Below are 21,858 nucleotides of genomic sequence, written 5' to 3'. Positions count from 1 at the left end.
GGATCAATGAAATGCGCAGTTGTAATACATTTTTATGAGTATCCGGGAGGGGAAAATTGTGGTAACAACACTATTGGAAAAAATGCGGGATTGCATTAGATTTATTTTTGATAATATTCAGCTGTAATAATTTTGCAGCGATGTTTAGCAGAACTTGTTGATCGATAGACGAATATGCCGGAAAATGCGTTATAATAGGCAAAGACCTTTTATTTGTTAGTGCCTGATCCCGACGACTCTTTTTTCGTTAAGTGAAGAAAAAAAAGACTAAATGAATATTATTTTTTGTATATTCGTTAATGAGTGGTTTAGTGAAATATTGTGATTACCCTAATGGAAGTGTACTTGTACTGGTTTAGAGCATGGACTTCCCCGCTTTTTCCGGTTACCCGTTATCAGAGTTAGAGATCTTACTAGGTGATTTACAGTTAGATATATTATACAAAACCTTGGTATAAGAAAAAAAGATTAAATTTATTTGCTTAAAATTCAGCAATTAAAAAAAATAAATAATTTTGGGACAAGTAATCCTTCGCTTCAATTATGAGAAAAGCTGACTTAATTAACAATATTGCTGAAAAAACCGGCATACCTAAAGTAGATGTGTTAGTAACACTAGAGGCCATGTTTAAGGAGGTCAAGGAAGCGTTGGCTAATGGCGAGCATATCTATATAAGGGGCTTTGGTAGCTTCATTACAAAAAAGAGAGCTGCTAAAATTGGCCGCAACATTAAGAAAAACGTTGCCGTTGAGATTCCGGAGCATTTCATTCCAGCCTTTAAGCCTTCTAAAGAATTCGTTGCAGAAGTAAAGAAGCTTAAAAGTTCGTAATTTTGCAGCCTAATAATTAAGGCGTGCAAAAATCACAAATTCTCCTGGTCGGTGCCGCAGCTACAGTACTTGTCGTATTGGTAGCGTTTGGCCGCACCGTACCTCATTCGGATAAAAAAGCGATGCCAACTGCCGCTCATTTACATGAGGGTCAGGAGGTGAAATCTATTGCCATCGACGATTTGCTTGCTTCCGCCAAGCAAAAGGTCCCAGCTGACAAATTAATTTCTATTGCCCGCCTGGAGAACATTGTCCGGGGTGATGTTAAGAACCAGCAGATAGCCGCTTACAAACAATTATATGCCTCCTGGGATAGCCTTAACCAACTTCCCATAGCTGCGTATTACCTTGGCGAATCCGCCAAGTTGGAAAATTCCGAAAAAAGCCTCACCTTTGCAGCCAATTTATTTTTAGAACATCTGGAACACGCAGAGGACCCTGCTGTAATGAACTGGGAGACCAAACAGGCCATTGGCCTGATGGATAAAGCGTTAGCGCTTAATCCGGGTAATGATTCCCTTAAAATAAAACAGGCGCTTCTGTATATGAATACAGAGCCTATGGTAGGTGTCCAGAAACTCAGAGATGTGGTTGCAGCCAATCCTGACAATGCAGAAGCTCAGATCACATTGGCAAGTCTTGCTATTCAGTCAAACCAGTTTGATAAAGCCATAGAGAGGATGGAGTCGTTCACTCAGAAACATCCTGAAGAGGCTAAAGCACTATTTGTATTGGCAGAAGCCTATAAAGGCAAAGGCGATTTCAAAAAAGCAATTGAACTGGCGGAGAAATGTAAGGCGCTGGTGAAGGATCCTTCACTGAAAGCCCAATTGGATGATTATATCAAGAGTATTAAATAATATTCATTTTTTAAACATTTAAAAACTTATTAGCGTATGCCTTGCGGTAAGAAAAGAAAAAGACATAAGATTGCTACTCACAAACGTAAAAAAAGACTGAGAAAGAACCGGCATAAGAAGAATAAGAAATAATTTTCTCCTGTTTCCCGCCATTTATACTAATCAGGTTTTATTTGCGGCGCGGTGATCGGACAAAAATTTTTATATATCCTGCATGATTTTGGCGATTATTGTTAAATTGCTAAAGTCATGCAGGTTTTTCCACAAATCCCGCTTAGAATTCCGGATATTACCTGCTGATCGCTAAACCCTTAAGCAATCCATCATCTACGTATGCTGGCGTTTCGCCGGCTATAATCTGGTATGCAGTAAGCTGTTGTTAAATAGCCGTGCATAACTCAAGGTGAAGTTATAATGGTTAAAATTTTGGACGCTTGAACAAGGAACTTATTATAAATGCGGCACCTACTGGTGTGGAAATAGCGTTGCTGGAAGATAAGAAATTGGTGGAATTGCATCACGAAAGCGGCAATCCCAACTTTTCTGTAGGGGATTTATACCTGGGGCGGGTGAAAAAGTTGATCCCGGGCCTTAATGCGGCTTTTGTCGATGTAGGATTTGAAAAAGATGCCTTCTTACATTACACTGATCTTAGCCCATATATACGTTCTATACTAAAATTTACCCAGCAGGCTATTTCAGATAAAACCCCCGAGGGGTTTGATTTTACAAAGTTTAAGAATGAGCCGGAAATCGTAAAAACCGGCAAGATCACAGATGTGCTGGGCGGTAAGCCCAACATCCTGGTGCAGATACTAAAAGAGCCTATTTCTTCTAAAGGTCCCCGTCTTAGTTGCGAAATTTCTCTACCCGGAAGATTTATCGTGTTAACACCCTTTAATGACATTGTTGCTGTATCTAAAAAGATACATTCTTCCGAAGAGAGAAAGAGGTTGCAAAAAATCGTAGAGGCCATCAAAACACCCAATTTCGGTGTGATTGTCCGTACGGCGGCTGAAGGAAAGAAAACGGCAGAACTGCATGAGGACCTGACCACACTCGTGGAAACCTGGAAAAATATACAGGCTAACCTGCGCGCGGCACAACCCCCGCAGAAAATACTGAGTGAACAGGCTAAAACAACCAGCATTCTGCGTGACCTTCTTAACGAGAGCTTCAACAAGATCGTTATCAATGACAGGAACATGTTCACTGATACGAGGGCCTATATCCAGAAGATAGCCCCCGAAAAGCAGGACATTGTTCAGCATTATCATAACGGCGCTCCTATCTTTGATCACTATGGCGTGACCCGCCAGGTAAAAGCTTCCTTTGGGAAGACCGTCAACCTGGACAGCGGCGTATACCTGATCATAGAAGCCACAGAAGCATTGCATGTTATTGACGTCAACAGCGGCTATAAAAGCTCCAGCAATAACCAGGAACAGAATGCCCTCGCATCCAACCTGGAAGCTGCTGCAGAAATAGCCCGCCAACTAAGGCTTCGCGACCTGGGAGGTATCATCATCATCGACTTCATTGATATGAAGTTGCCGGAGAATAAAAAGGTAGTCTACGAAGCCATGGAGAAATTCATGGCACAGGACAGGGCCAAACATACCATCCTGCCTATCTCCAAATTCGGCCTGATGCAGATCACCCGCCAGCGCGTGAAACCCGAAGTGACCATTTCAGTGGCGGAAGATTGCCCTACCTGTCACGGTACAGGCAAGATCGGCGCCTCCGTTCTGATCATCGACGAAGTCGAAAAGAACCTGCAATACCTGATTAATCACCAGCATAAGGGACTTACCCTCCGGGTACATCCGATATTTTATGCTTACCTGGCCAAAGGCTTCCTGACCTCCCGCCAGTGGAAGTGGTACTTCCAGTATAAGAAATGGGTCAAAGTCAAAGCTGACTCTAACTACCATCTCACTGAATATCGTTTCTTTGACGCCAACGAAGAAGAGATCAAATTATAATTCCAGCCTAAAGCTTTATCTAAAACGCTTAACACAATATCGTGTTAAGCGTTTTACATTTGTGCCTTCAAACATTATTGCCGGGATAGCTGTTGTTCTACAAAACATGCTGCCCGCAAGGGACAATCAGACTTATTACTAAAACTCCGTTGCGTTTATGTCTTTACGTTACATGTGTCATTTTTTGTTGTTAACTACCGTGCTGCTTGCTGCCTGTGGCGAAGGTCGCAAAAGAAGGAAAGGACACGACAGGGATACCAGCCATTACACCCAACAGGAATATATTGATCGTAAACTGGACAGTAACCAGGTAAACAGCTTCCTGCAACATGATACCGCCTACGCAGAATATATCCGTGACTTCTACCGGCAAAGGGAATTCCACTATGCCTGGATTGGTAACGACGGCCAGCTCACAGAACAGGCAGGTAACTTTATCAATATGATGAAAGCCGATGCTGATTATGGTCTGAACGACAGCACCATCATTAGTAAACCGCTGCGTGAATTGTACGATACGCTGCTTATGGAAGGAGATAAATTCCGCAAAGGCGATAAGGCCATGCCCAGGGCTGAGCTATTGCTCACCGCACAGTTTTTTGCCTATGGCAATAAAGTATGGAGCGGATTGACCTCTGACAGCGCTAAATCACTCGAGTGGTTCATTCCCCGCAAGAAAATCAATATGCAAAGCCTGCTGGACTCTATGGTCAACAGGCCGGCCAGCGCTTTTGAAGAGCCTGTGAACAAACAATATAAACTGCTGCGGGACCAGCTGAAGAAACTGGCGGTACTAGAGAAAGCTCCCTGGGATTCACTGAAAGCATCCCGCAAATTGTATAAACGAGGTGAACGCGATACCATCGTTGCAGTGGTGAAACAGCGCCTGCATATACTGGGCGACCTCGCAACCGCAGATACCTCCCAGCTCTTTACACCGGTGCTCGATACGGCTATACGCAACTTCCAGGAACGTATGGGCCTGAAAACGGATGGTACTATTCAGCCCGCGCTGCTGAATGCATTGAATGTGACTCCCCGGAAGCGCATACAACAGATCCTGATCAATATGGAACGTATCCGCTGGATGCCGGCAGAGACACCGGCTGAATACCTGCTGGTAAATATTCCCGCATTTAAACTCTATGTTTACGACAATAATAAACTGGACTGGAGCTGTAATGTAGTGGTAGGGAAGCCGGGCACGAACACGGTTATCTTCAGTAATGAAATGAAGTATGTAGTGTTCAGTCCCTACTGGAATGTGCCTCCCGGCATCCTGGTACACGAAGTATTACCGGCCATGAAAAGGAATGCCGGTTACCTTGCCCGCCAGAATATGGAAGTGGTGACGGGCAGCGGGAGTCCTGTCAATCCCGGTTCATTGAACTGGGCTAAATATTCAGGTGGTAACTTCCCTTACATCATCCGTCAGAAGCCTGGAGGGAAAAATGCATTGGGTAAGGTCAAGTTCCTGTTCCCGAACGAGTACAACATTTATCTGCATGATACGCCCTCAAAGGGACTATTCGGAGAGAACAAACGTACTTTCAGCCATGGCTGTATACGTGTCTCAGAACCGCAGCATCTGGCCGAGTGGCTTCTGCGGAAAGATTCCTCCTGGACAGAAAAAAAGATCGTGGCGGCGATGAACGGGGATAAGGAGAAGTTTATCACACTGAAAGAGAAGGTGCCGGTATATATTGGCTATTTCACTGCCTTCGTAGACAGTGATGGTAGGCTGAATTTCCGGGACGATGTATATGGGCATGACGCCAGACTGGCGGCTACTTTATTTGGTGCCAAATAGTCGCCTGATATGATATGAGAAAACAGATGGCTGTTACCGGCCATCTGTTTTTAAATTATTTGCTGGCAATCACGGAGATCTCCACATTCACGCCCTTAGGCAGCGCAGCCACCTGAACGGTTTCACGGGCAGGATAGTCGCCGGAGAAATAGGAACCGTATACTTCGTTGATCTGTACGAAGTCATTCATATTCATAATGAAGATGGTCGTCTTCAGAACATTGTCGAAGTCCAGACCCGCCTCGGAAAGGATACCTTTCAGGTTCTTCATTACCTGGTGGGTTTCGGTTTTGATATCATCCAGCACCAGTTGGTTGTTGTCCGGATTCAGCGCTATTTGTCCGGATACAAACAGCAGGTTACCTGAAAATATGGCCTGGTTGTACGGGCCGATAGGAGCAGGTGCGTTCTTTGTATTGATGATTTGTTTTTCCATGACCGTAAAAATAGGGTCTTATTATTAGTTATTAATTAATAGGTTTGCGAAAATTTTGCACATGAATATCCTCGTTATAGGAGAAGAGCAACATTATGCTGCTTTCCTTCAAAAGGGTGGTTTAAGTGGGCACCGGGTGCAGCAGGTTACGACAGCAGAACGCATAGCGTCGCTGGAAGATTACGGGCTGGTAATAGACCTGGATTTTGATGAACATACAGAAAGGGCCCGCATTTATGCAAAGTATCCGCAGGTACCCGTACTGGCAGCTATTGTGAGGACTTCTCTCGCAGACGTTATGAATAATTATGCGTTTGAACAGGGATTTAACCTCATAGGTTGTAACTGGCTACCAGGATTTGTGGCGATGCCTGTTACGGAGGTATCCGTGATGGAAGATGAACAAAAGCCTCTTGTGGCACAGCTGATGCAGGAGTTAGGCTGGGAGTATGAAATAGTAGAAGATAGCGTGGGATTGGTCACACCGAGAGTTGTGTGTATGATCATCAACGAAGCATATATGGCCGCAGAAGAAGGAACAGCATCACGCGAAGATATTAACATTGCGATGCGGCTGGGTACCAACTATCCGAAGGGGCCATTTGAATGGTGTGAAGAAATTGGTGTAAGACAGGTATATAGCGTGCTGGACGCTGTATACAAGGCTACTGGAAATGAACGGTATAAAATTAGTGCGCTGCTTGCACAGGAAGCAGGCATGAATATGACCGCTGTGTGAAATAATTAAACTGTATATATTGTCTCTGATATTGCATATCGACACTGCTACCACGATCGGATCTGTTTGTCTGTCGAAAGACGGACAACCTTTACAGACATTGGTGAATGATAAACAACAGGACCATGCCGCCAGTATGGTATTGTTTGTACAGGAGATTATGCGCGAGCAACAGGTAAAGCCCCAGGACCTCGATGCTATCGCTGTTAGCGCAGGACCAGGTTCCTATACAGGATTACGTGTGGGCGTGGCTACTGCAAAGGGCCTGTGTTATACCTGGGAGAAACCATTGATAGGTGTATCTACCTTACAGATGATGGCGCAGGGCGTACAGTCCCGCTTACAAGACACAGATGCCTTATATTGTCCTATGCTGGATGCACGAAGAATGGAAGTATATACTGCAGTATATGATGCTTCCCTGAATATCGTCGTAGCGCCGCACGCATTAATACTCACGCCTGAAGCATTCAGCGAACAGGTAGCAACGAAGAAAACCTACTTTTTCGGCAATGGCAGCGATAAGTGGCAACAATTGATGCCATCCAATTCCAACGCCTTATTCGTTCCATATATATTAAACGCTGCGGATATGGTGCCGCTGGCTACAGCTGCTTATGAACGTAAAGCATTCGAAGATGTAGCTTATTTCAGCCCTTTTTACCTCAAGCCTTTCCACTCTACAATGAAAAAATAGGTCGTTTGTAAGGCCGGAAATGACCTTCATTACCATGATAACAGGCTTTTTACGTCTTATTAAGAAGCGTAATCCCTACACTTACGTCAATTTGTGTCATGAAACTGTCAAATTATGTTTATTTGGCAAGTAAACGCCCTGCATATATTAAAAAATAAGGTATAGAAGTTTTTTTTATTACGACTAATATTATATTTTTGTATAAATCGATACCCGGTTATTGTTTTCTAACAAGTTATGGGTTTACTGTCCGTTGATCCCTTTCATTTCATCATTTTTTAAAACTATTATGCGATGGAAAAAACATTATTAACGACCTCTTCTAATACTCTTATTATTTCTAGAGGTACCAATGAAAAAGACCAAATAAAATTGGATTACATTGCCGTTAAGAAGGCTGCTATGGTTTTGCGTGCAATAAACCATAAGCTGCGCCAGCAAATGATTAAGTTGCTGGAAGATCACAAAAAAATGACAGTAACTGAAATCTACGTTAAGCTGCGTCTCGAGCAGTCAGTGGCCTCACAGCACCTGGCTATTCTGCGCCGTGCCGGCATTGTGATTACAGAAAGAGATGGTAAATTCATCCACTATACGATCAACAAACAGCGTATAGCAGAAGTTGCCAAATTCGTAGAGGAGCTGGTAGGCTAATCTGGTTTTAGAGTACTGGTCAAAAAACAGAGTACAAAAAAAATATTCGGGCCTAACTAAGAGTATACTAATGGAACTTTTAGTTAGGCTCTAATTTTTCAGGATGTAATTGGTGTGCACGTTAACCGAACGTACATAGATATCTGCGCGCGTTGACTCCGGGTTAATTCCTCGGGGATATAAACATGCATCTACGCAACCTATTCCTTTAATTTTTCAACCTGACTGCTGGTTATGCAACATAACGGGTAACAGAGATATTTTAACATGGCATATATATGGCCATTTGTCAGACGTTCCCTCCTGCGGATAAATCCGTAATTTTGCAGAAATCAAAAACCATGTTCGTCAAGCAACTTTATACCAATTGCTTATCAGAAGCTGCCTACTTTATTGAGTCCGGAGGAGAAGCTGTTGTGATAGATCCCCTGAGGGATATAGACGCTTACCTTGACCTTGCTAAAGAACGCAACGCCACCATTAAGTATATTTTTGAGACACACTTCCATGCAGACTTTGTGTCTGGTCATCTTGACCTCGCTGCTGCCACCAACGCTCCGATTGTATACGGTCCTGAAGCAGTTACCAACTTCCCGATATATCTCGCTAAAGACAGAGAGAAATTTACTATCGGCAAACTGACACTTGAAGTATTACATACACCTGGTCACACATTGGAATCTACCTGTTACCTGTTGAGCGATGAAGCAGGACAGCCGCATAGTCTCTTCACCGGCGACACCCTCTTTGTAGGAGATGTAGGACGCCCTGATCTGTTCAGCGGCAACCTCACCAAGGAAGAACTGGCTGGCTATCTGTATGATTCTCTCAACAGCAAGATCAAGATACTGCCTGATAATGTGATCGTATATCCGGCGCATGGTCCCGGCTCATCCTGTGGTAAAAACCTGGGACCTCATACCTACAGTACACTGGGTGATGAGAAGAGCACGAACTATGCACTGAAGGCTGAGAATAAAGAAGAGTTTATCAAAGAAGTTACTTCCGGCCTTAACACACCGCCCTCTTACTTCCCTATCAATGCGCGTATCAACAAAGAAGGATATGATGCGTTGCAGGCCGTAATGGAAAAAAGCAACCGCCCTTTATCTGTAGCTGAGTTCAAGCAGAAAATGAAAGAGGAAGTCCTGATCCTGGATACACGTCCTGCCAGTGAATTTGCTGAAGGATTTGTACCCGGTTCACTCAGCATTGGCCTGGAAGGACGTTTTGCTGAATGGGCAGGCAGTCTGCTGCCATTCGGCGAAGAGATCATACTGGTAACCAGTCCCGGAAAAGAAGAAGAAACCATCGTACGTCTTGCCCGTGTTGGCTTTGACCATGTAGCCGGTTACCTGGAAGGTGGTTATGAAGCCTGGGTTGCCGCTGGTGAAGAACGTGATCTCATCATCACTGTAGAAGCCGATGAACTTGCAATGGACCTGCCGCACGATAACAACCTCGTAATTGTGGATGTACGTAAGCCTGCGGAGTATGCAGACGGTCATATCGAAGGGGCTATGAACATTACCCTCAGCGATATGACAGACCCCGGAAATCTGGCTGATTTTGACGATAACCACAATCTGTATGTGCACTGTCAGGGCGGTTACCGTAGCATCATCGCATGTTCTATCATGAAGCGGGAAGGTATTCACAACCTGCGTAACGTGGAAGGCGGTTACAATGCCATGAAAGAACAGAAAGGCCTCAAGGTCGTAAAGGAAAAGAACGTATTAAACTAAGGTTAAGGATACATGAAATGAAGGCTCCGTGGTTACACCATGGGGCCTTTTTCTTTGCAGGTATACTTTTTGACCCCTTAGAAGAAAACCTTGCAATGGGAAAACTTTTAGACGGACAAATTGCACTTGTTACCGGCAGCAGCAGTGGTATAGGCGCTGCCATAGCCATAGCACTGGGGGAAGCCGGGGCTAAAGTGGTAGTGAATCATCATAGCGACAAGAGTCTGAATGGCGCTGAAGAAGTGCTGGAAAAGATCAAAGCAGCGGGTAGCGACGGCTTTATCAGGCAATGTGATATCAGTAAAGAGGAAGAGGTCAGGGCCATGTTTGCGGAAATATTTTCCCGCTATGGTACAGTAGATATCGTAGTTGCCAATGCCGGCATTCAGCAGGATGCGTCCTTGCTTGACATGACATTGGAGCAATGGAATAAAGTGATCAGCACGAACCTTACCGGCCAGTTTCTTTGTGCAAGGGAGGCCGCCCGGGAATTTAAACGCAGGGGTGTTGTGGAAGGCCGCTCAAGAGCTGCAGGGAAGATTATCTGCATGAGCAGTGTTCATGAAGTGATACCCTGGTCCGGACATGTAAACTATGCTGCCAGCAAGGGTGGGGTAAAGCTCCTGATGCAGTCGATGGCACAGGAACTGGCACCGTATAAGATAAGGGTCAACAGCCTTGCCCCGGGTGCTATAAAAACACGTATCAATGAAGATGCCTGGGATACACCCGAGGATGAGAAAAAACTACTGGAACTGATCCCATACGGCAGGGTAGGAGTACCCGAAGATGTAGCTAAAGCGGCGGTGTGGCTGGCCAGTGACGAGAGTGATTATGTAACAGGAACCACCCTTTTTGTGGATGGAGGAATGACCCTATATCCCGGTTTTGCAGATAATGGCTGATTAACAGTTGTTTGTGATAGAACAATCCCGCAGTTTAGCATGTTATTTGTTTTAAATTGTTAAACTTTTAACCATGAAATGTAAAACATTCCTGATGGCTGGAACAATGTTCCTGGCCGTTTGCTTATTTTCCTGTCAGCCTAGCGACAGTAATGTTCAGCAGTCAGTAAATGAAAAACTGACAGCCACTCCCGGAGTAAGTGCTGAAGTGAAAGAAGGAGTTGTGACCCTGAGTGGTGAAGTACCTGACGAAGCGGCTAAAATGGCTGCAGAAGATGCCGTTAAAGGCGTTAATGGCGTAAAAGCCGTTACGAATAATATTATGGTGCAGGCTGCAGTACCTCCACCGCCCCCACCAGCGGCTGCTGATACTACAATGCCGAAAGACAGCGCTGCAATGAAATAGATTCAACAGGCTGAATTGATCAGTGAACCGCTGAGGCGATTCTGATCAATTCAGCCTTATTTATTCCCCGTTGTACACATGTTTCCACCTTCTGTGGCTCCATACCCATACTTCCGGTTGTTCACGTATGTTATTCTCCAGGTATTTTACAAATGATTCAGTAATAGTTCCTTCCGGCACCGCTGATGGTTCCTCAAATGCCAGTTTTAGCGTAGCATGATAATATCCTCTCCTTGTCTTCCGGATGTCCACAAATACAACAGGTATATCACTTCTTCTCGCTGTCATTTCCGGCCCCTTATAAAAAGCCGTCATCCTGTTCAGAAAAGGAAACCAGTAGCTGCGACGTGGATTGCCGGGGTTCTGATCTGCTACCAATGCTATCAGATATTGCTTATTGATCCAGGGCTGCATGCTTTCCTTGATGTCGTTGGCTGGCAGCAGTATACTGCCAGACTTCTCGCGAAAATGCCTGAACATACGGTCGCCCGCTTTATTAGTCAGCGGCATATAGACTACAAGAAAAGGATATTGAACGCCTTGCATGCAAAACAGGTTCGCCCATTCCCAGTTGAAGTTATGACCAAGGTGCATCTGGCAACTTTTGCCTTTAGCATATAGCTCATGCAGTACGGTGAGGTCGCAGGTAAAACGACGCTGCAGTTCTTTTGGGCGCATGGTCAGCAGTTTGACGGTTTCCACCATCATATCTGTCAGGTTGAGATAGTATTTCTTCGCCAGCCGGGTGATCTCTTCAGGTGTCTTTTCCGGAAACGCCTGGCGCAGGTTCTCAAATACTACTGATTTGCGGTAACCAACAATGTGATAAATGATCAGGTATAAAACATCACTTACGCGATATAGTAACCATAACGGCAGTATCGACATGCCGTACATAAATACCAGTAACAAATAATACATGTCATCAATTTCTATAACACAATATTCTGTACCAGGGTGCTCTTTTCAGGATAGTCAGTATTAAAATGTAAGCCGCGGCTTTCCTTACGGAAAGAAGCGCCTTTTACTATAAGGTAGCCAACAGTGATCAGGTTTCTCAATTCACACAATTGCGGCGATACCTCTGTTCTTTCGTATAATGATTCAGTTTCTTCGTGCAGGATGTCCAGCCTGCGGCTGGCGCGTTGCATACGCTCATTGGTACGCACAATGCCCAGGTAATCACTCATGATCTGTTTCAGCTCCTTAAGGCTCTGGGTAATGAGGATCATCTCTTTCGGCGCAGTAGTACCTGCTGCATTCCAGTCTGGTACATTGAGCTTATGGGACGTCATGTCAATTTTGTTTACGCCATCAATGTAGCAACGGTGTGCAAATACCATCGCTTCCAGCAGAGAGTTAGAGGCAAGCCTGTTGGCGCCATGCAGACCAGTGCTGGAGCATTCGCCGCAGGCGTACAGGTTATTGATGGAAGTACGACCAAATTCATTGACCTTAATACCACCACAGCTGTAATGCGCAGCCGGCGCTACCGGTATCATATCTTTCTTCACATCAATGCCAATGGAAAGGCACTTCTCATAGATGTTTGGAAAATGATGCACAAACTTCTCCTGGTCCATATGCCGGCAGTCGAGGTACACATACTCCGTACCGGTGATCTTCATCTCACTGTCTATTGCCCTTGCCACAATATCGCGTGGAGCGAGAGAAAGACGCGGGTCATATTTATGCATGAAGTCTTCTCCATGGATATTACGGAGAATACCTCCGTCGCCACGTACCGCTTCTGTGATCAGGAAGGCATTGTTCACGCCTGGCTGATACAAAGCCGTAGGATGGAACTGGATGAATTCCATATTCTCAATCCTTCCCTTGGCGCGGTACACCATGGCCACACCATCGCCGGTAGCAATGGTCGGATTGGTGGTACTGCGGTATACCTGGCCATTCCCGCCTGTTGCCAGTACGGTAATGCGGCTGAGGATCTTTTCGATCTTATTGGTGATGAGGTTCAGTACATATACACCGTAACACTCTATATCAGGCATTGCCTTGGTAACAAGGTAACCTAAATGGTGTTGGGTAATAAGGTCTACCACGAAGCAGTGGGTGACCAGCTCTATATTCGGGTTTTTATGTATGGCATCCAGCAGGGCGCGCTCTATTTCCTTACCGGTGACGTCTTTGTAGTGGATCACCCTGAACTCGGAATGGCCTCCTTCTTTACCAAGGGAGAAGTCGCCCGCGGCATTCTTGTCAAAGTTGGCGCCCCATTCTATGATCTCATTCACACGTTCCGGTCCTTCCTTCACTACAATCTCTACGATCTGCTCATTGCAGAGGCCATCGCCGGCAATCAGTGTGTCTTCAATATGCTTTTCAAAGCTGTCATTCTCAAGATCATTCACTACGGCTACTCCACCCTGTGCGTATTTTGTATTGGTCTCGTCTTCACGTGTTTTCGTGATGATGGTAATTTTTTTATCAGGACATGCTGCTGCCACTTTAAGGGCATAAGTAAGTCCCGCAATACCAGAACCAATCACTAAGAAATCTGTCTGTTGCATAAGTTCATAAGCGAGCACCAAATGTACGGTTTAATTTGTTCCCATTCGCTGAGGAGTGGCATAGCCCCGGCGCATCTGCAGGTAACGGAGCCCGCCGGTCACCATTCCCCATTGTGCAATCCCGTAAGTCAGCATGAGATAGAAAGCACCCATCTCCAGGTGGTGGTAGAAATAATGAATGGCGATGATCACGCAGGAGAGGATATAGATACAGGCACCTGCCAGTGAATACCAGCCCGACGGCTGATCTTTAAGTCTGAAGGCATGCATCACAGACTGCACCATGATGTAGGCGATAACAGCAAAAATAAGTACCAGCAGCGTCATCCGCCCCAGATAAGGCAGCATGAAGAAAATGAACGCAATGATGCCGGCTGCCATTCCCAGTATGAAGGGCCAGTTGCATAGAGGAAGGGGATAATTGGTGTACCTGATCTTCAGGAAAAACGCAATATAGGCGAGCAATGAAAACACAAAGGTGACCAGCCCACAAGTAAAGAAGAGCGGACTTTGTTCATAGAACAACAGGAACATGTCGCCAAAGCCGGAAAAGAATAAAGCTGCCAGCAATGATACACGGAAAATAGCAGGAATACCCTCCGTTCCGGTAATGAAATAAGCGGCTAAGATGAACGGTAACAGGAACTTGGAAACGTAGCGGAGAATATCCAGATGGAAAAGGATGGCACACAGGTGAACTAATAACGTGATGGCATACAAGAGATGAAAAGAACTTGCTTTACGCATATACTTGCATTAATGTACTTAAAGTACGATTTCTTTCTCTGAATGGTTTCAGGCTACGGGCAATAAAACAGAAAAGGTCGTACCATTATGGCCGGAGCGGCTCACTTTCAATTGACCTCCATGGGATTGTATAATCTGCTGCGAAAGACTTAATCCGATGCCACTGCCTTTTTTCTTGGTGGTATAGAATGGGATAAAGATCTTATTCATGGCATCAGCATCTATACCCGGACCATTATCAGTGATCTCGATATGTACCTGGTTGGGCGTGTTCATGCTGGCCTTTACCTGTATGGATGGCGTCTGGGTCTGTTCCAGTGCATCCATGGCGTTCTTGATAAGATTGATCAGTACCATCTGCAGCTGTGCCACGTCTGCATGTATTTCTGTACTTACGGATTCTATCTCATAGTGATAATAAATACCCGCCTGTTTCATTTCCGGTAGCAGCAGGCTGCTTACCCCCGTTAGCAGTTCTTTGATGTTCACATGCGTAAACTGCGGTTTGGGAAGGGTGGTATAGTCGCGATAGGCGTTCACAAAATTCATGATTCCCTTACTACGGCTCTTGATAGTTTCCAGGGCTTCCTGCAGATCGGCAATAGCTTCTTTCTGCGCAGCTTCCGGCGAGATGTCCTGTTCCACGATATCCTGCATGGTGCCGATCAGGGACACGATAGGCGTAACAGAGTTCATGATCTCATGGCGGAGTATCTTGGTAAGATTCTGCCAGGCTTCCAGCTCTTTTTGTTGCAGCTCTGCATGGATGTTCTGGATGGAGATGAGCTTCACCAGGCGCCCCTGCAGGCGTACGCTGGCGGCATGGATAGATAGCTGCTGTTCCTGCCGGGTACGGTATAAGAGTTTATTGCCCGACCGTATTTCCAGCAGGTATTCCGGCAGGGCCGGATGGCTATTTTTCAGTTCAGATATATTGCGTAGCCGGTAGATGCCCAGCAAACGGAAGGCAGCTGGATTGATCAGCTCTATGCGGCCTTCGGCATCAAACGACAGTACCCCGATACTGATATGCTGTACGATGGTGTCTATGTACTTCAGGTTCGCCTCCTTCTCAGCCCTGGTTTGTCGGAAGGCTTCCAGCACTTCATTGAACTGATGGTTCAGTGCCTGGAAGCTTTTCCCCAGCTTATTGTCAGCGCTGAAGCGGATAGAAAAATCTTCATACCGGATAGATTCCAGGAATAAGGTCAGCTTCCTGTTTACGCGGTTGATGTAATAGTACATGCCATATATCTGCATACTGATAAGGATGCCCATGGCTACACCCGGAAAGGCGCCAAGGGCAGTCCATACCCATACACTGGTGATAGTGCTGAGCGTAAGTAAAATGATACGCAGTAATATATTGACACTGAACCTGTTCATTTGTAATATTAGATGTTATACTTTTCCAGTCTCCTGTAAAGGGCCGCCCTGCTTAAACCTAATTCCCTGGCCGCTTCAGTGATATTGCCATTACATTTCCTCATGGCCTGAGTGATGATATTGCGTTCCATTTCCTCCAGGTTGTAGCCGGTATTAAGGGATTGGTCCTGTACCGGATTCTTCACAAATACATCTTTGGGCATGAGCGTCTTACCCTGTGAAAGGATGACGGCTCTTTCCATAGCATGTTGCAACTCACGGATGTTGCCCGGCCACTCATACTGGCGCAGTTGCTGCACCAGCGATTCATGCAGGGCGTTTACTGAGCGTTTATACTTCGTGGCATATAACTGAAGAAAGTATTCCGCCAGCGGAACAATATCTTCCTGACGTTCCCTTAACGCAGGTAGTTGAATTTCAATAGTATTGATACGATAAAGTAAGTCCTGTCGGAATTGATACTCCGCCGCCATGCGTTGTATATTCCTGTTGGTGGCGGTAATCAGACGTACATCTATCGGTATGGTCTTGTTGCTCCCTACCTTGGTAACGGCCCTGTTCTGCAATACGGTGAGCAGTTTAGCCTGCAGGGGCAGGGAGATATTCCCCAGCTCATCCAGGAAAATAGTACCTCCGTTTGCTTCTTCAAAACGGCCGCTCCGGTCTTCCCGGGCGTCTGTAAAAGCTCCTTTTACATGACCGAATAACTCACTCTCAAATAATGTTTCGCTGATAGCGCCCAGATCCACGCTCACGAAGGGCTTTTTATTCCGCAGGGATAGCTGGTGGATATGCCGGGCCAGCAGGTCCTTTCCCGTACCGTTCTCTCCAAGTATCAGCACGTTGGCATCTGTAGCCGCTACCCTGTTTACGGTATCCAGCACCTGCAGCATAGCAGGGCTGTTGCCGATAATATGTACGTCCGACTGCGGAGCTGCCGGTGCTGCATTGATCTTATCCTTGTTACTATGTTTCTTATTATAGGCGCCCTGCATGGTGGCCAGCAGCTTCTCATTCTCCCAGGGTTTCAGCACAAAGTCTACCGCACCTGCCTTGATAGCCCTTACCGCCATTTCCACATCGCCATAGGCCGTGAAAAGCACTACCGCCACATCCGGACGGATATCCAGGATGCGATCAAGCCACTCAAATCCTTCCTTGCCGCTACTCAGGTCGCGGGTAAAGTTCATGTCCAGCAGGATCACATCGTACTCGAAATTGGATACCAGGTAGGGTATCTTCTGTGGATTGCGTTCAAAGTCGACCTGCTCGAAGTGACGTTTCAATAATAGCCGGGCGGCTCTGAGCACGTCCATGTCATCATCTACAATAAGGATTTTACCGGGCAACGGTGTAGTCATAAATAAGATCTTATCTATTAGTTTCTGCAAATGATCCGCAAACAGTGTTCCTGACAGGAGGAGTGAAATGACAGCCCTGGCGGATGTGGCCACTGGCAATATTATAAAAAGATTTCGGTTTTCCTGAGGCCCCGGGCGGACTTCAGGGAAATTGTCCGGAAATGGACGTCCCGTGTGCGTTACAGGACGATAAAAATATATGTCCCTGCCGGAATCCCTCTGTGGTATTGAGTTTCCCGCTTTGGCATGCCGGTTGTCTTATCTGGAACAGGAATTTAGTATAACCTATGGACAGAAAAATAGAAAAGAAGTACTGGTCAAAAAAGAGGATTACCCTTATCAGCGGGGGAGCCGTTGTCGCGATGTTGCTTCTTTATAATCTGATATTCGCTGATCACCGCTCGAAACTAAATGTCGAGAAGGATAAAATCACCGTGTCTACCGTTACAAAAGGGACCTTTGATCAATATATAGCTGTAACAGCTGTTGTATTACCGCTGAAGACCATCCGCCTGGATGCCATCGTAGGTGGATATGTGAGTCAGAAATACCTCGAAGGAGGTAGTATGGTCAAAAGAGGAGACAGCATCCTGCGCCTGGAAAACCAGAACCTGATGATGGACTTCGTGAACCATGAAACAGAGATCTATCGTCTGATCAACGAGTTACAGAATACCCGTCAGTCCCTGAAACAGAACCGTTACACCATGCAGCAGACGGTGGCCGACCTGGATTACCAGATAGAACAGGCCAAAGACCTGTACGACCGTACCAAACAGCTGGTAGACGACAAGATCGTATCCCGCCAGGAATTCAATAAGAATAAGATTGACTATGAGCGTCTTGTGAAAAAACGCCAGATAGAGATAGAAAGCCAGCGTTTCCAGGAAGAAAATGCCCTGATTCAGATAGACCGCCTGGAATCTACCATCTCACGCACCCAGCGTAACCTGCAGATGATGAAAGATAATCTTGCTAACCTGGTATTGAGAGCGCCTATTGACGGACAGCTGTCTTCTGTAGATGCAGAAGTAGGAGGTAGTATCACTGCCGGTCAGAACATCGGTCAGATAGATGACCTGAATGGTTTTAAGATGCGCGCTGAAGTAGATGAGCACTATGTTGCCAGGGTATTCCCCGGACTGAAAGCTACTTTTGATTTCAATAATAAAAGTTACCCTTTGACCATCATCAAAGTATATCCCGAAATAAAGAACTCGCGTTTTAATGTGGATATGCGGTTTGAAGGAGAAACACCGGAAGGTATACGTCGCGGACAATCTTCTCCTATCCGTCTGGAGCTGGGTAAGTCTTCTTCGGCTATCTTATTGCCCGTAGGCGGCTTCTTCTCTGATACCGGTGGTAACTGGGTGTATGTGGTGGATAAGAGTGGTAAGAGGGCGGTAAAACGTAATATTTCCCTCGGACAGAAAAACCCACAGTATTTCGAAGTGTTGGAGGGTTTGCAGGAGGGCGAGCAGGTGATTACCTCATCGTATGAGAATTTCGGAGACAAAGAGGTTTTAGTATTTTAATCCGGCAGTTACAGTTGTTTTAGTTCCGGTGCCATCCTCTGCAAGCAGGCAGGGGAGGCGCCATGAACGCTCACCTGAAAATCATATACAGCATGACAGGCATGTACATCACTATCGCATTGAGGCACCTGGCCAAGCGTAAGCTGTTTTCCTTTATCAACATCGCGGGGCTTGCCATTGGCATTACTTTCTCATTGCTGATAGCTGTATACATCTGGGAAGAGAAACAGGTGAACCATAACCTGAAAGATCTGCCCCAGCAGTATTACCTGCAATCTGCCTGGAAGGAAGACAATATGTTCATGCCCCTCATTACACCAGCCCCGCTGGCCAAAACATTGAAGGATCAATATCCTTCCCTGGTGGCCAATTATTACAGAACTTTTCCCTGTAGTGCGAACATGTCTTATAAGGATCGCCATTTCCGGATGTCATTACAACCTGGCGATACGACAGCGATAGGCGCTTTCGGACTATCCCTCTTACAGGGAGACCCTGCCCATCCTTTCCGGGATAATAATTCTATTGTGATCACCGAAGAAACGGCGATGAAATTTTTCGGCAGAACAGATGTACTGGATGAAGTGCTGACTATTGATACGCGCCGGGATGGCAAAAAGAACTATGCTGTGACGGGTGTACTGAAACGTGAAACACGTCTCAATACTGTGACGACCATTAATGGATTTAAGACTGACGTTTTCCTGCCTATGCAAAACGTTGCATACTTCCTTACACCAGACGCTGACAAGGATTGGAACAGTGTGAGCATGGCTTCCTATATAACACTGCAACCAGGGGTGAAGCCGGAACAACTGGCTGCGCCCATCAGAAAGCTCGTGACGATGAACTGCAACCAGCAGCTGAAAGATAACATGAGTATTCAGCTGGTAGGGATGGATACATTCTACCTGGATACAAATAACGGCCTGGTAAGAAAGATGTGTTACATCCTGGCAGTCATTGCTTTCTTCGTCCTGCTGATGGCTGTGATCAATTATGTGAATATCAGTATAGGTACCTCTGTATACAGGTTAAAAGAGATCGGTTTGCGGAAAGTTTTTGGTGGCAAACGCCAGGAACTGATCACACAATTTCTGGCAGAATCACTTGTACTGACTGCTATAGCGGCCTTTCTTTCCATTGCTTTCTTTGAGCTGTTACGCCCACTGTTCGGACAGGTGCTGAACAAAACCTTGCCTCATGTATGGTCATTCTCAGGAATGATGGTGTTGTTTTATGTATTGCTGGTGGCTGTCGTAGGATTGATTGCTGGTATTTACCCTGCTTTCGTGCTGACGGCCAGCCATCTGCTGAAAGTACTGAAAGGAAAGATCTCCGTAGGTAAAGGGGAGCTATTGTTCAGAAAGGGCTCACTGGTCATACAGTTCTCCCTGGCGGTGCTGGTATTCGTATGCACCTTGTACATCTCCCGGCAGATAGATTACTTCTTCAAAAAAGAACTGGGATACAGCAAGGAACAGCTGTTGGTCATCGCTTCTGTGCCGCGCCAGTGGGATGCTGAAGGGTTGAAACGTATAGAGCAGGTAAGGGACGAAATGATGAGAAATGCCGGGGTAAAGAGCGCGACTATTTCCTATGAAGTGCCTGATGGCATGAATGGCGGAGGTGTTTCCATCATGCCCCGGGGTGGTACCAGCGATGCGCCCGTGAATGTGGGAACCCTGATAACCGATGGGAATTACGCAGCTACTTTCGGGTTGAAGATGTTGGCAGGCGCTTTCTTTACAGACCAGGATAATCCTGCGGATGTGGTGCTCAATGAATCTGCTGTAAAGGCTTTACACCTGAAAACAGGAGTAGGAGAGCAGCTGGTGACTCAGGGACCTCAGGGAGGAACGTTCAGGGTAAAGGGTATCGTGAAGGATTTTCACTTCACCACTATGCAGCAGAAGATTTCGCCTATGATGTTCTTATCCCAGAATACAGGCATTCAGTATCGCTTCCTCAGTATCAAACTGCAAACTGCTGATGCCAGGAAGGCCGTAGCAGGTATTGAATCTGTGTGGAAGGCCCGCTTCCCGGATGCTCCGTTTGAATACTTCTTTATGGATGATAAGTTTCAGTCAATGTACACCACTGAAACCCGTCTGAAACAAGCGGCTAATGTAGCCTCTGCACTGAACTTTATCATTATATTGCTGGGCGCTGCCGGTGTGGTAGCCTTCAGTCTCACCCGCCGCACCAAAGAGATCGGTGTAAGAAAAGTGCTGGGGGCTAATACCCGTAATATTATTTACCTGTTCCTGAAAGAATACACATCAGTCATATTAATCGCCAATCTCATTGCATGGCCAGTAGCCTATATCATAGCCGATCACTGGCTGGATGATTATGCTTACCGCACCAGCATGAGTGTAACGCCATTCATCATTGCGGGTGCCGTTACCTTCAGTTTAACCTATATTCTGATTGCTTTACAATGCTTCCGAACTGCCAGTGCAAACCCTACAGGGCTGTTGAGAAGTGAATAATATACGTTCAATTTAAAAATTATTAAACCGAAGTCGATGATACGTACAGTCAATCTGCAAAAGATCTTTACAACAGAAGAAATAGAAACTTCTGCCCTGAATGGGATCAATATGGAAGTGAAAGAAGGAGAGTTTGTGGCCATTATGGGCCCTTCAGGTTGCGGTAAATCTACCTTACTGAATATCCTGGGGCTGCTGGATAATCCCAGCGGTGGAGAATATCATTTCTGGGATCATGAAGTGGCCAGAATGAGTGAGCGTCAGCGTGCACAGCTCAGAAAAGGTTCTATTGGTTTCGTATTCCAGAGTTTTAACCTGATAGACGAGCTGACTGTATTCGAAAATGTGGAGCTGCCGCTGTTATACCTGAAAGTACCTGCCAGCGAAAGGAAAGACAAAGTGGAAAAAGTACTGGAACGTATGAACATCATGCACCGCCGTAACCACTTCCCACAACAATTGTCCGGTGGTCAGCAGCAACGTGTGGCTATTGCCCGCGCTGTAGTAGCGAACCCTAAAATGATCCTGGCGGATGAGCCTACGGGTAACCTGGACTCCACCAATGGGGAAGAAGTAATGAAGCTGTTGCAGGAGCTGAATGAAGCCGGCACCACCATGGTGATGGTAACACATAGCCCTTACGATGCGGGTTTTGCTCACCGTGTGGTTAACCTGTTCGATGGTCGTGTTGTGACAGAGAATATCAAAGAACAATTCCATGTCTGATCACCTGGT

19 protein-coding genes are annotated in these 21,858 nt (G+C 45.9%); 13 read left to right on the top strand and 6 right to left on the bottom strand.

Going from position 1 to position 21,858, the window contains the following annotated elements; all coding sequences use genetic code 11:
- Positions 1-543 precede the first annotated feature (543 nt).
- The 4 genes from BLR32_RS20165 (at position 544) to BLR32_RS20150 (ending at position 5,486) form a co-directional block, all read left to right on the top strand.
- Positions 544-831: an HU family DNA-binding protein gene (locus BLR32_RS20165; protein WP_073084475.1), complete on the top strand. Its 288-nt coding sequence runs from the start codon at positions 544-546 to the stop codon at positions 829-831.
- 23 nt (positions 832-854) lie between these two features.
- Positions 855-1,691, top strand: a complete 837-nt coding sequence (locus tag BLR32_RS20160; RefSeq protein WP_089834639.1) for a tetratricopeptide repeat protein — start codon at positions 855-857, stop codon at positions 1,689-1,691.
- A gap of 434 nt (positions 1,692-2,125) precedes the next feature.
- Positions 2,126-3,676 (top strand): Rne/Rng family ribonuclease, encoded by a 1,551-nt coding sequence (locus BLR32_RS20155; RefSeq protein WP_089834638.1) that lies wholly within the window; start codon positions 2,126-2,128, stop codon positions 3,674-3,676.
- 157 nt (positions 3,677-3,833) lie between these two features.
- The gene (locus BLR32_RS20150; RefSeq protein ID WP_089834637.1) at positions 3,834-5,486 is read left to right on the top strand and encodes a L,D-transpeptidase family protein; all 1,653 of its coding nucleotides are present in this window, start codon (positions 3,834-3,836) and stop codon (positions 5,484-5,486) included.
- 55 nt (positions 5,487-5,541) lie between these two features.
- Here the strand turns inward: BLR32_RS20150 and BLR32_RS20145 are convergent, their stop codons facing one another.
- The gene (locus BLR32_RS20145; RefSeq protein WP_089834636.1) at positions 5,542-5,922 is read right to left on the bottom strand and encodes a RidA family protein; all 381 of its coding nucleotides are present in this window, start codon (positions 5,920-5,922) and stop codon (positions 5,542-5,544) included.
- A gap of 61 nt (positions 5,923-5,983) precedes the next feature.
- On the opposite strand from BLR32_RS20145, the gene BLR32_RS20140 reads away from it, so the two are divergent.
- The 6 genes from BLR32_RS20140 (at position 5,984) to BLR32_RS20115 (ending at position 11,068) form a co-directional block, all read left to right on the top strand.
- The gene (locus tag BLR32_RS20140) at positions 5,984-6,661 is read left to right on the top strand and encodes a 3-hydroxyacyl-CoA dehydrogenase family protein (RefSeq protein WP_089834635.1); all 678 of its coding nucleotides are present in this window, start codon (positions 5,984-5,986) and stop codon (positions 6,659-6,661) included.
- Between the two features lie 19 nt (positions 6,662-6,680).
- On the top strand, positions 6,681-7,358 hold the full coding sequence (gene tsaB / locus BLR32_RS20135; protein WP_176842360.1) for a tRNA (adenosine(37)-N6)-threonylcarbamoyltransferase complex dimerization subunit type 1 TsaB: 678 nt from the start codon (positions 6,681-6,683) through the stop codon (positions 7,356-7,358).
- A gap of 294 nt (positions 7,359-7,652) precedes the next feature.
- Complete coding sequence (locus BLR32_RS20130; protein ID WP_012788619.1) at positions 7,653-8,012, top strand: ArsR/SmtB family transcription factor; 360 nt, start codon at positions 7,653-7,655, stop codon at positions 8,010-8,012.
- 323 nt (positions 8,013-8,335) lie between these two features.
- Positions 8,336-9,757: an MBL fold metallo-hydrolase gene (locus tag BLR32_RS20125; protein ID WP_317042841.1), complete on the top strand. Its 1,422-nt coding sequence runs from the start codon at positions 8,336-8,338 to the stop codon at positions 9,755-9,757.
- Between the two features lie 95 nt (positions 9,758-9,852).
- Positions 9,853-10,662, top strand: coding sequence for an SDR family oxidoreductase (locus tag BLR32_RS20120; RefSeq protein ID WP_089834675.1), 810 nt, complete (start codon positions 9,853-9,855; stop codon positions 10,660-10,662).
- Positions 10,663-10,735: 73 nt separating this feature from the next.
- On the top strand, positions 10,736-11,068 hold the full coding sequence (locus BLR32_RS20115; protein WP_089834632.1) for a BON domain-containing protein: 333 nt from the start codon (positions 10,736-10,738) through the stop codon (positions 11,066-11,068).
- A gap of 60 nt (positions 11,069-11,128) precedes the next feature.
- Here the strand turns inward: BLR32_RS20115 and BLR32_RS20110 are convergent, their stop codons facing one another.
- The 5 genes from BLR32_RS20110 to BLR32_RS20090 are packed head-to-tail and all read right to left on the bottom strand — an operon-like array spanning position 11,129 to position 17,093.
- Positions 11,129-11,989 carry a lysophospholipid acyltransferase family protein gene (locus tag BLR32_RS20110; protein ID WP_089834631.1) on the bottom strand — a complete coding sequence of 287 codons (861 nt, stop codon included), beginning with the start codon at positions 11,987-11,989 and terminating at the stop codon, positions 11,129-11,131.
- 11 nt (positions 11,990-12,000) lie between these two features.
- Entirely contained in the window at positions 12,001-13,599 is a 1,599-nt protein-coding gene (gene nadB, locus BLR32_RS20105; RefSeq protein ID WP_089834630.1) for an L-aspartate oxidase, read from the bottom strand.
- Between the two features lie 30 nt (positions 13,600-13,629).
- Positions 13,630-14,346, bottom strand: coding sequence for a lysoplasmalogenase (locus tag BLR32_RS20100; protein WP_089834629.1), 717 nt, complete (start codon positions 14,344-14,346; stop codon positions 13,630-13,632).
- A gap of 48 nt (positions 14,347-14,394) precedes the next feature.
- Positions 14,395-15,732 carry a sensor histidine kinase gene (locus BLR32_RS20095; RefSeq protein WP_089834628.1) on the bottom strand — a complete coding sequence of 446 codons (1,338 nt, stop codon included), beginning with the start codon at positions 15,730-15,732 and terminating at the stop codon, positions 14,395-14,397.
- A gap of 8 nt (positions 15,733-15,740) precedes the next feature.
- On the bottom strand, positions 15,741-17,093 hold the full coding sequence (locus BLR32_RS20090; protein ID WP_089834674.1) for a sigma-54-dependent transcriptional regulator: 1,353 nt from the start codon (positions 17,091-17,093) through the stop codon (positions 15,741-15,743).
- Between the two features lie 287 nt (positions 17,094-17,380).
- Between BLR32_RS20090 and BLR32_RS20085 the strand changes: the two genes are divergently transcribed.
- The 3 genes from BLR32_RS20085 (at position 17,381) to BLR32_RS20075 (ending at position 21,849) form a co-directional block, all read left to right on the top strand.
- Positions 17,381-18,628: an efflux RND transporter periplasmic adaptor subunit gene (locus tag BLR32_RS20085; RefSeq protein WP_089834627.1), complete on the top strand. Its 1,248-nt coding sequence runs from the start codon at positions 17,381-17,383 to the stop codon at positions 18,626-18,628.
- A gap of 92 nt (positions 18,629-18,720) precedes the next feature.
- A complete protein-coding gene (locus BLR32_RS20080; protein ID WP_176842359.1) occupies positions 18,721-21,123 on the top strand; it encodes an ABC transporter permease in 2,403 nt (800 codons plus the stop codon).
- A gap of 36 nt (positions 21,124-21,159) precedes the next feature.
- Positions 21,160-21,849 carry an ABC transporter ATP-binding protein gene (locus BLR32_RS20075; protein WP_089834625.1) on the top strand — a complete coding sequence of 230 codons (690 nt, stop codon included), beginning with the start codon at positions 21,160-21,162 and terminating at the stop codon, positions 21,847-21,849.
- Positions 21,850-21,858: the final 9 nt, after the last annotated feature.

This window comes from Chitinophaga filiformis (assembly GCF_900102545.1).
GTDB classification, from domain to species: domain Bacteria; phylum Bacteroidota; class Bacteroidia; order Chitinophagales; family Chitinophagaceae; genus Chitinophaga; species Chitinophaga filiformis.
Note: the sequence above shows the minus strand (reverse complement) of the source record. Positions and strands in the feature narration are given on the sequence as shown.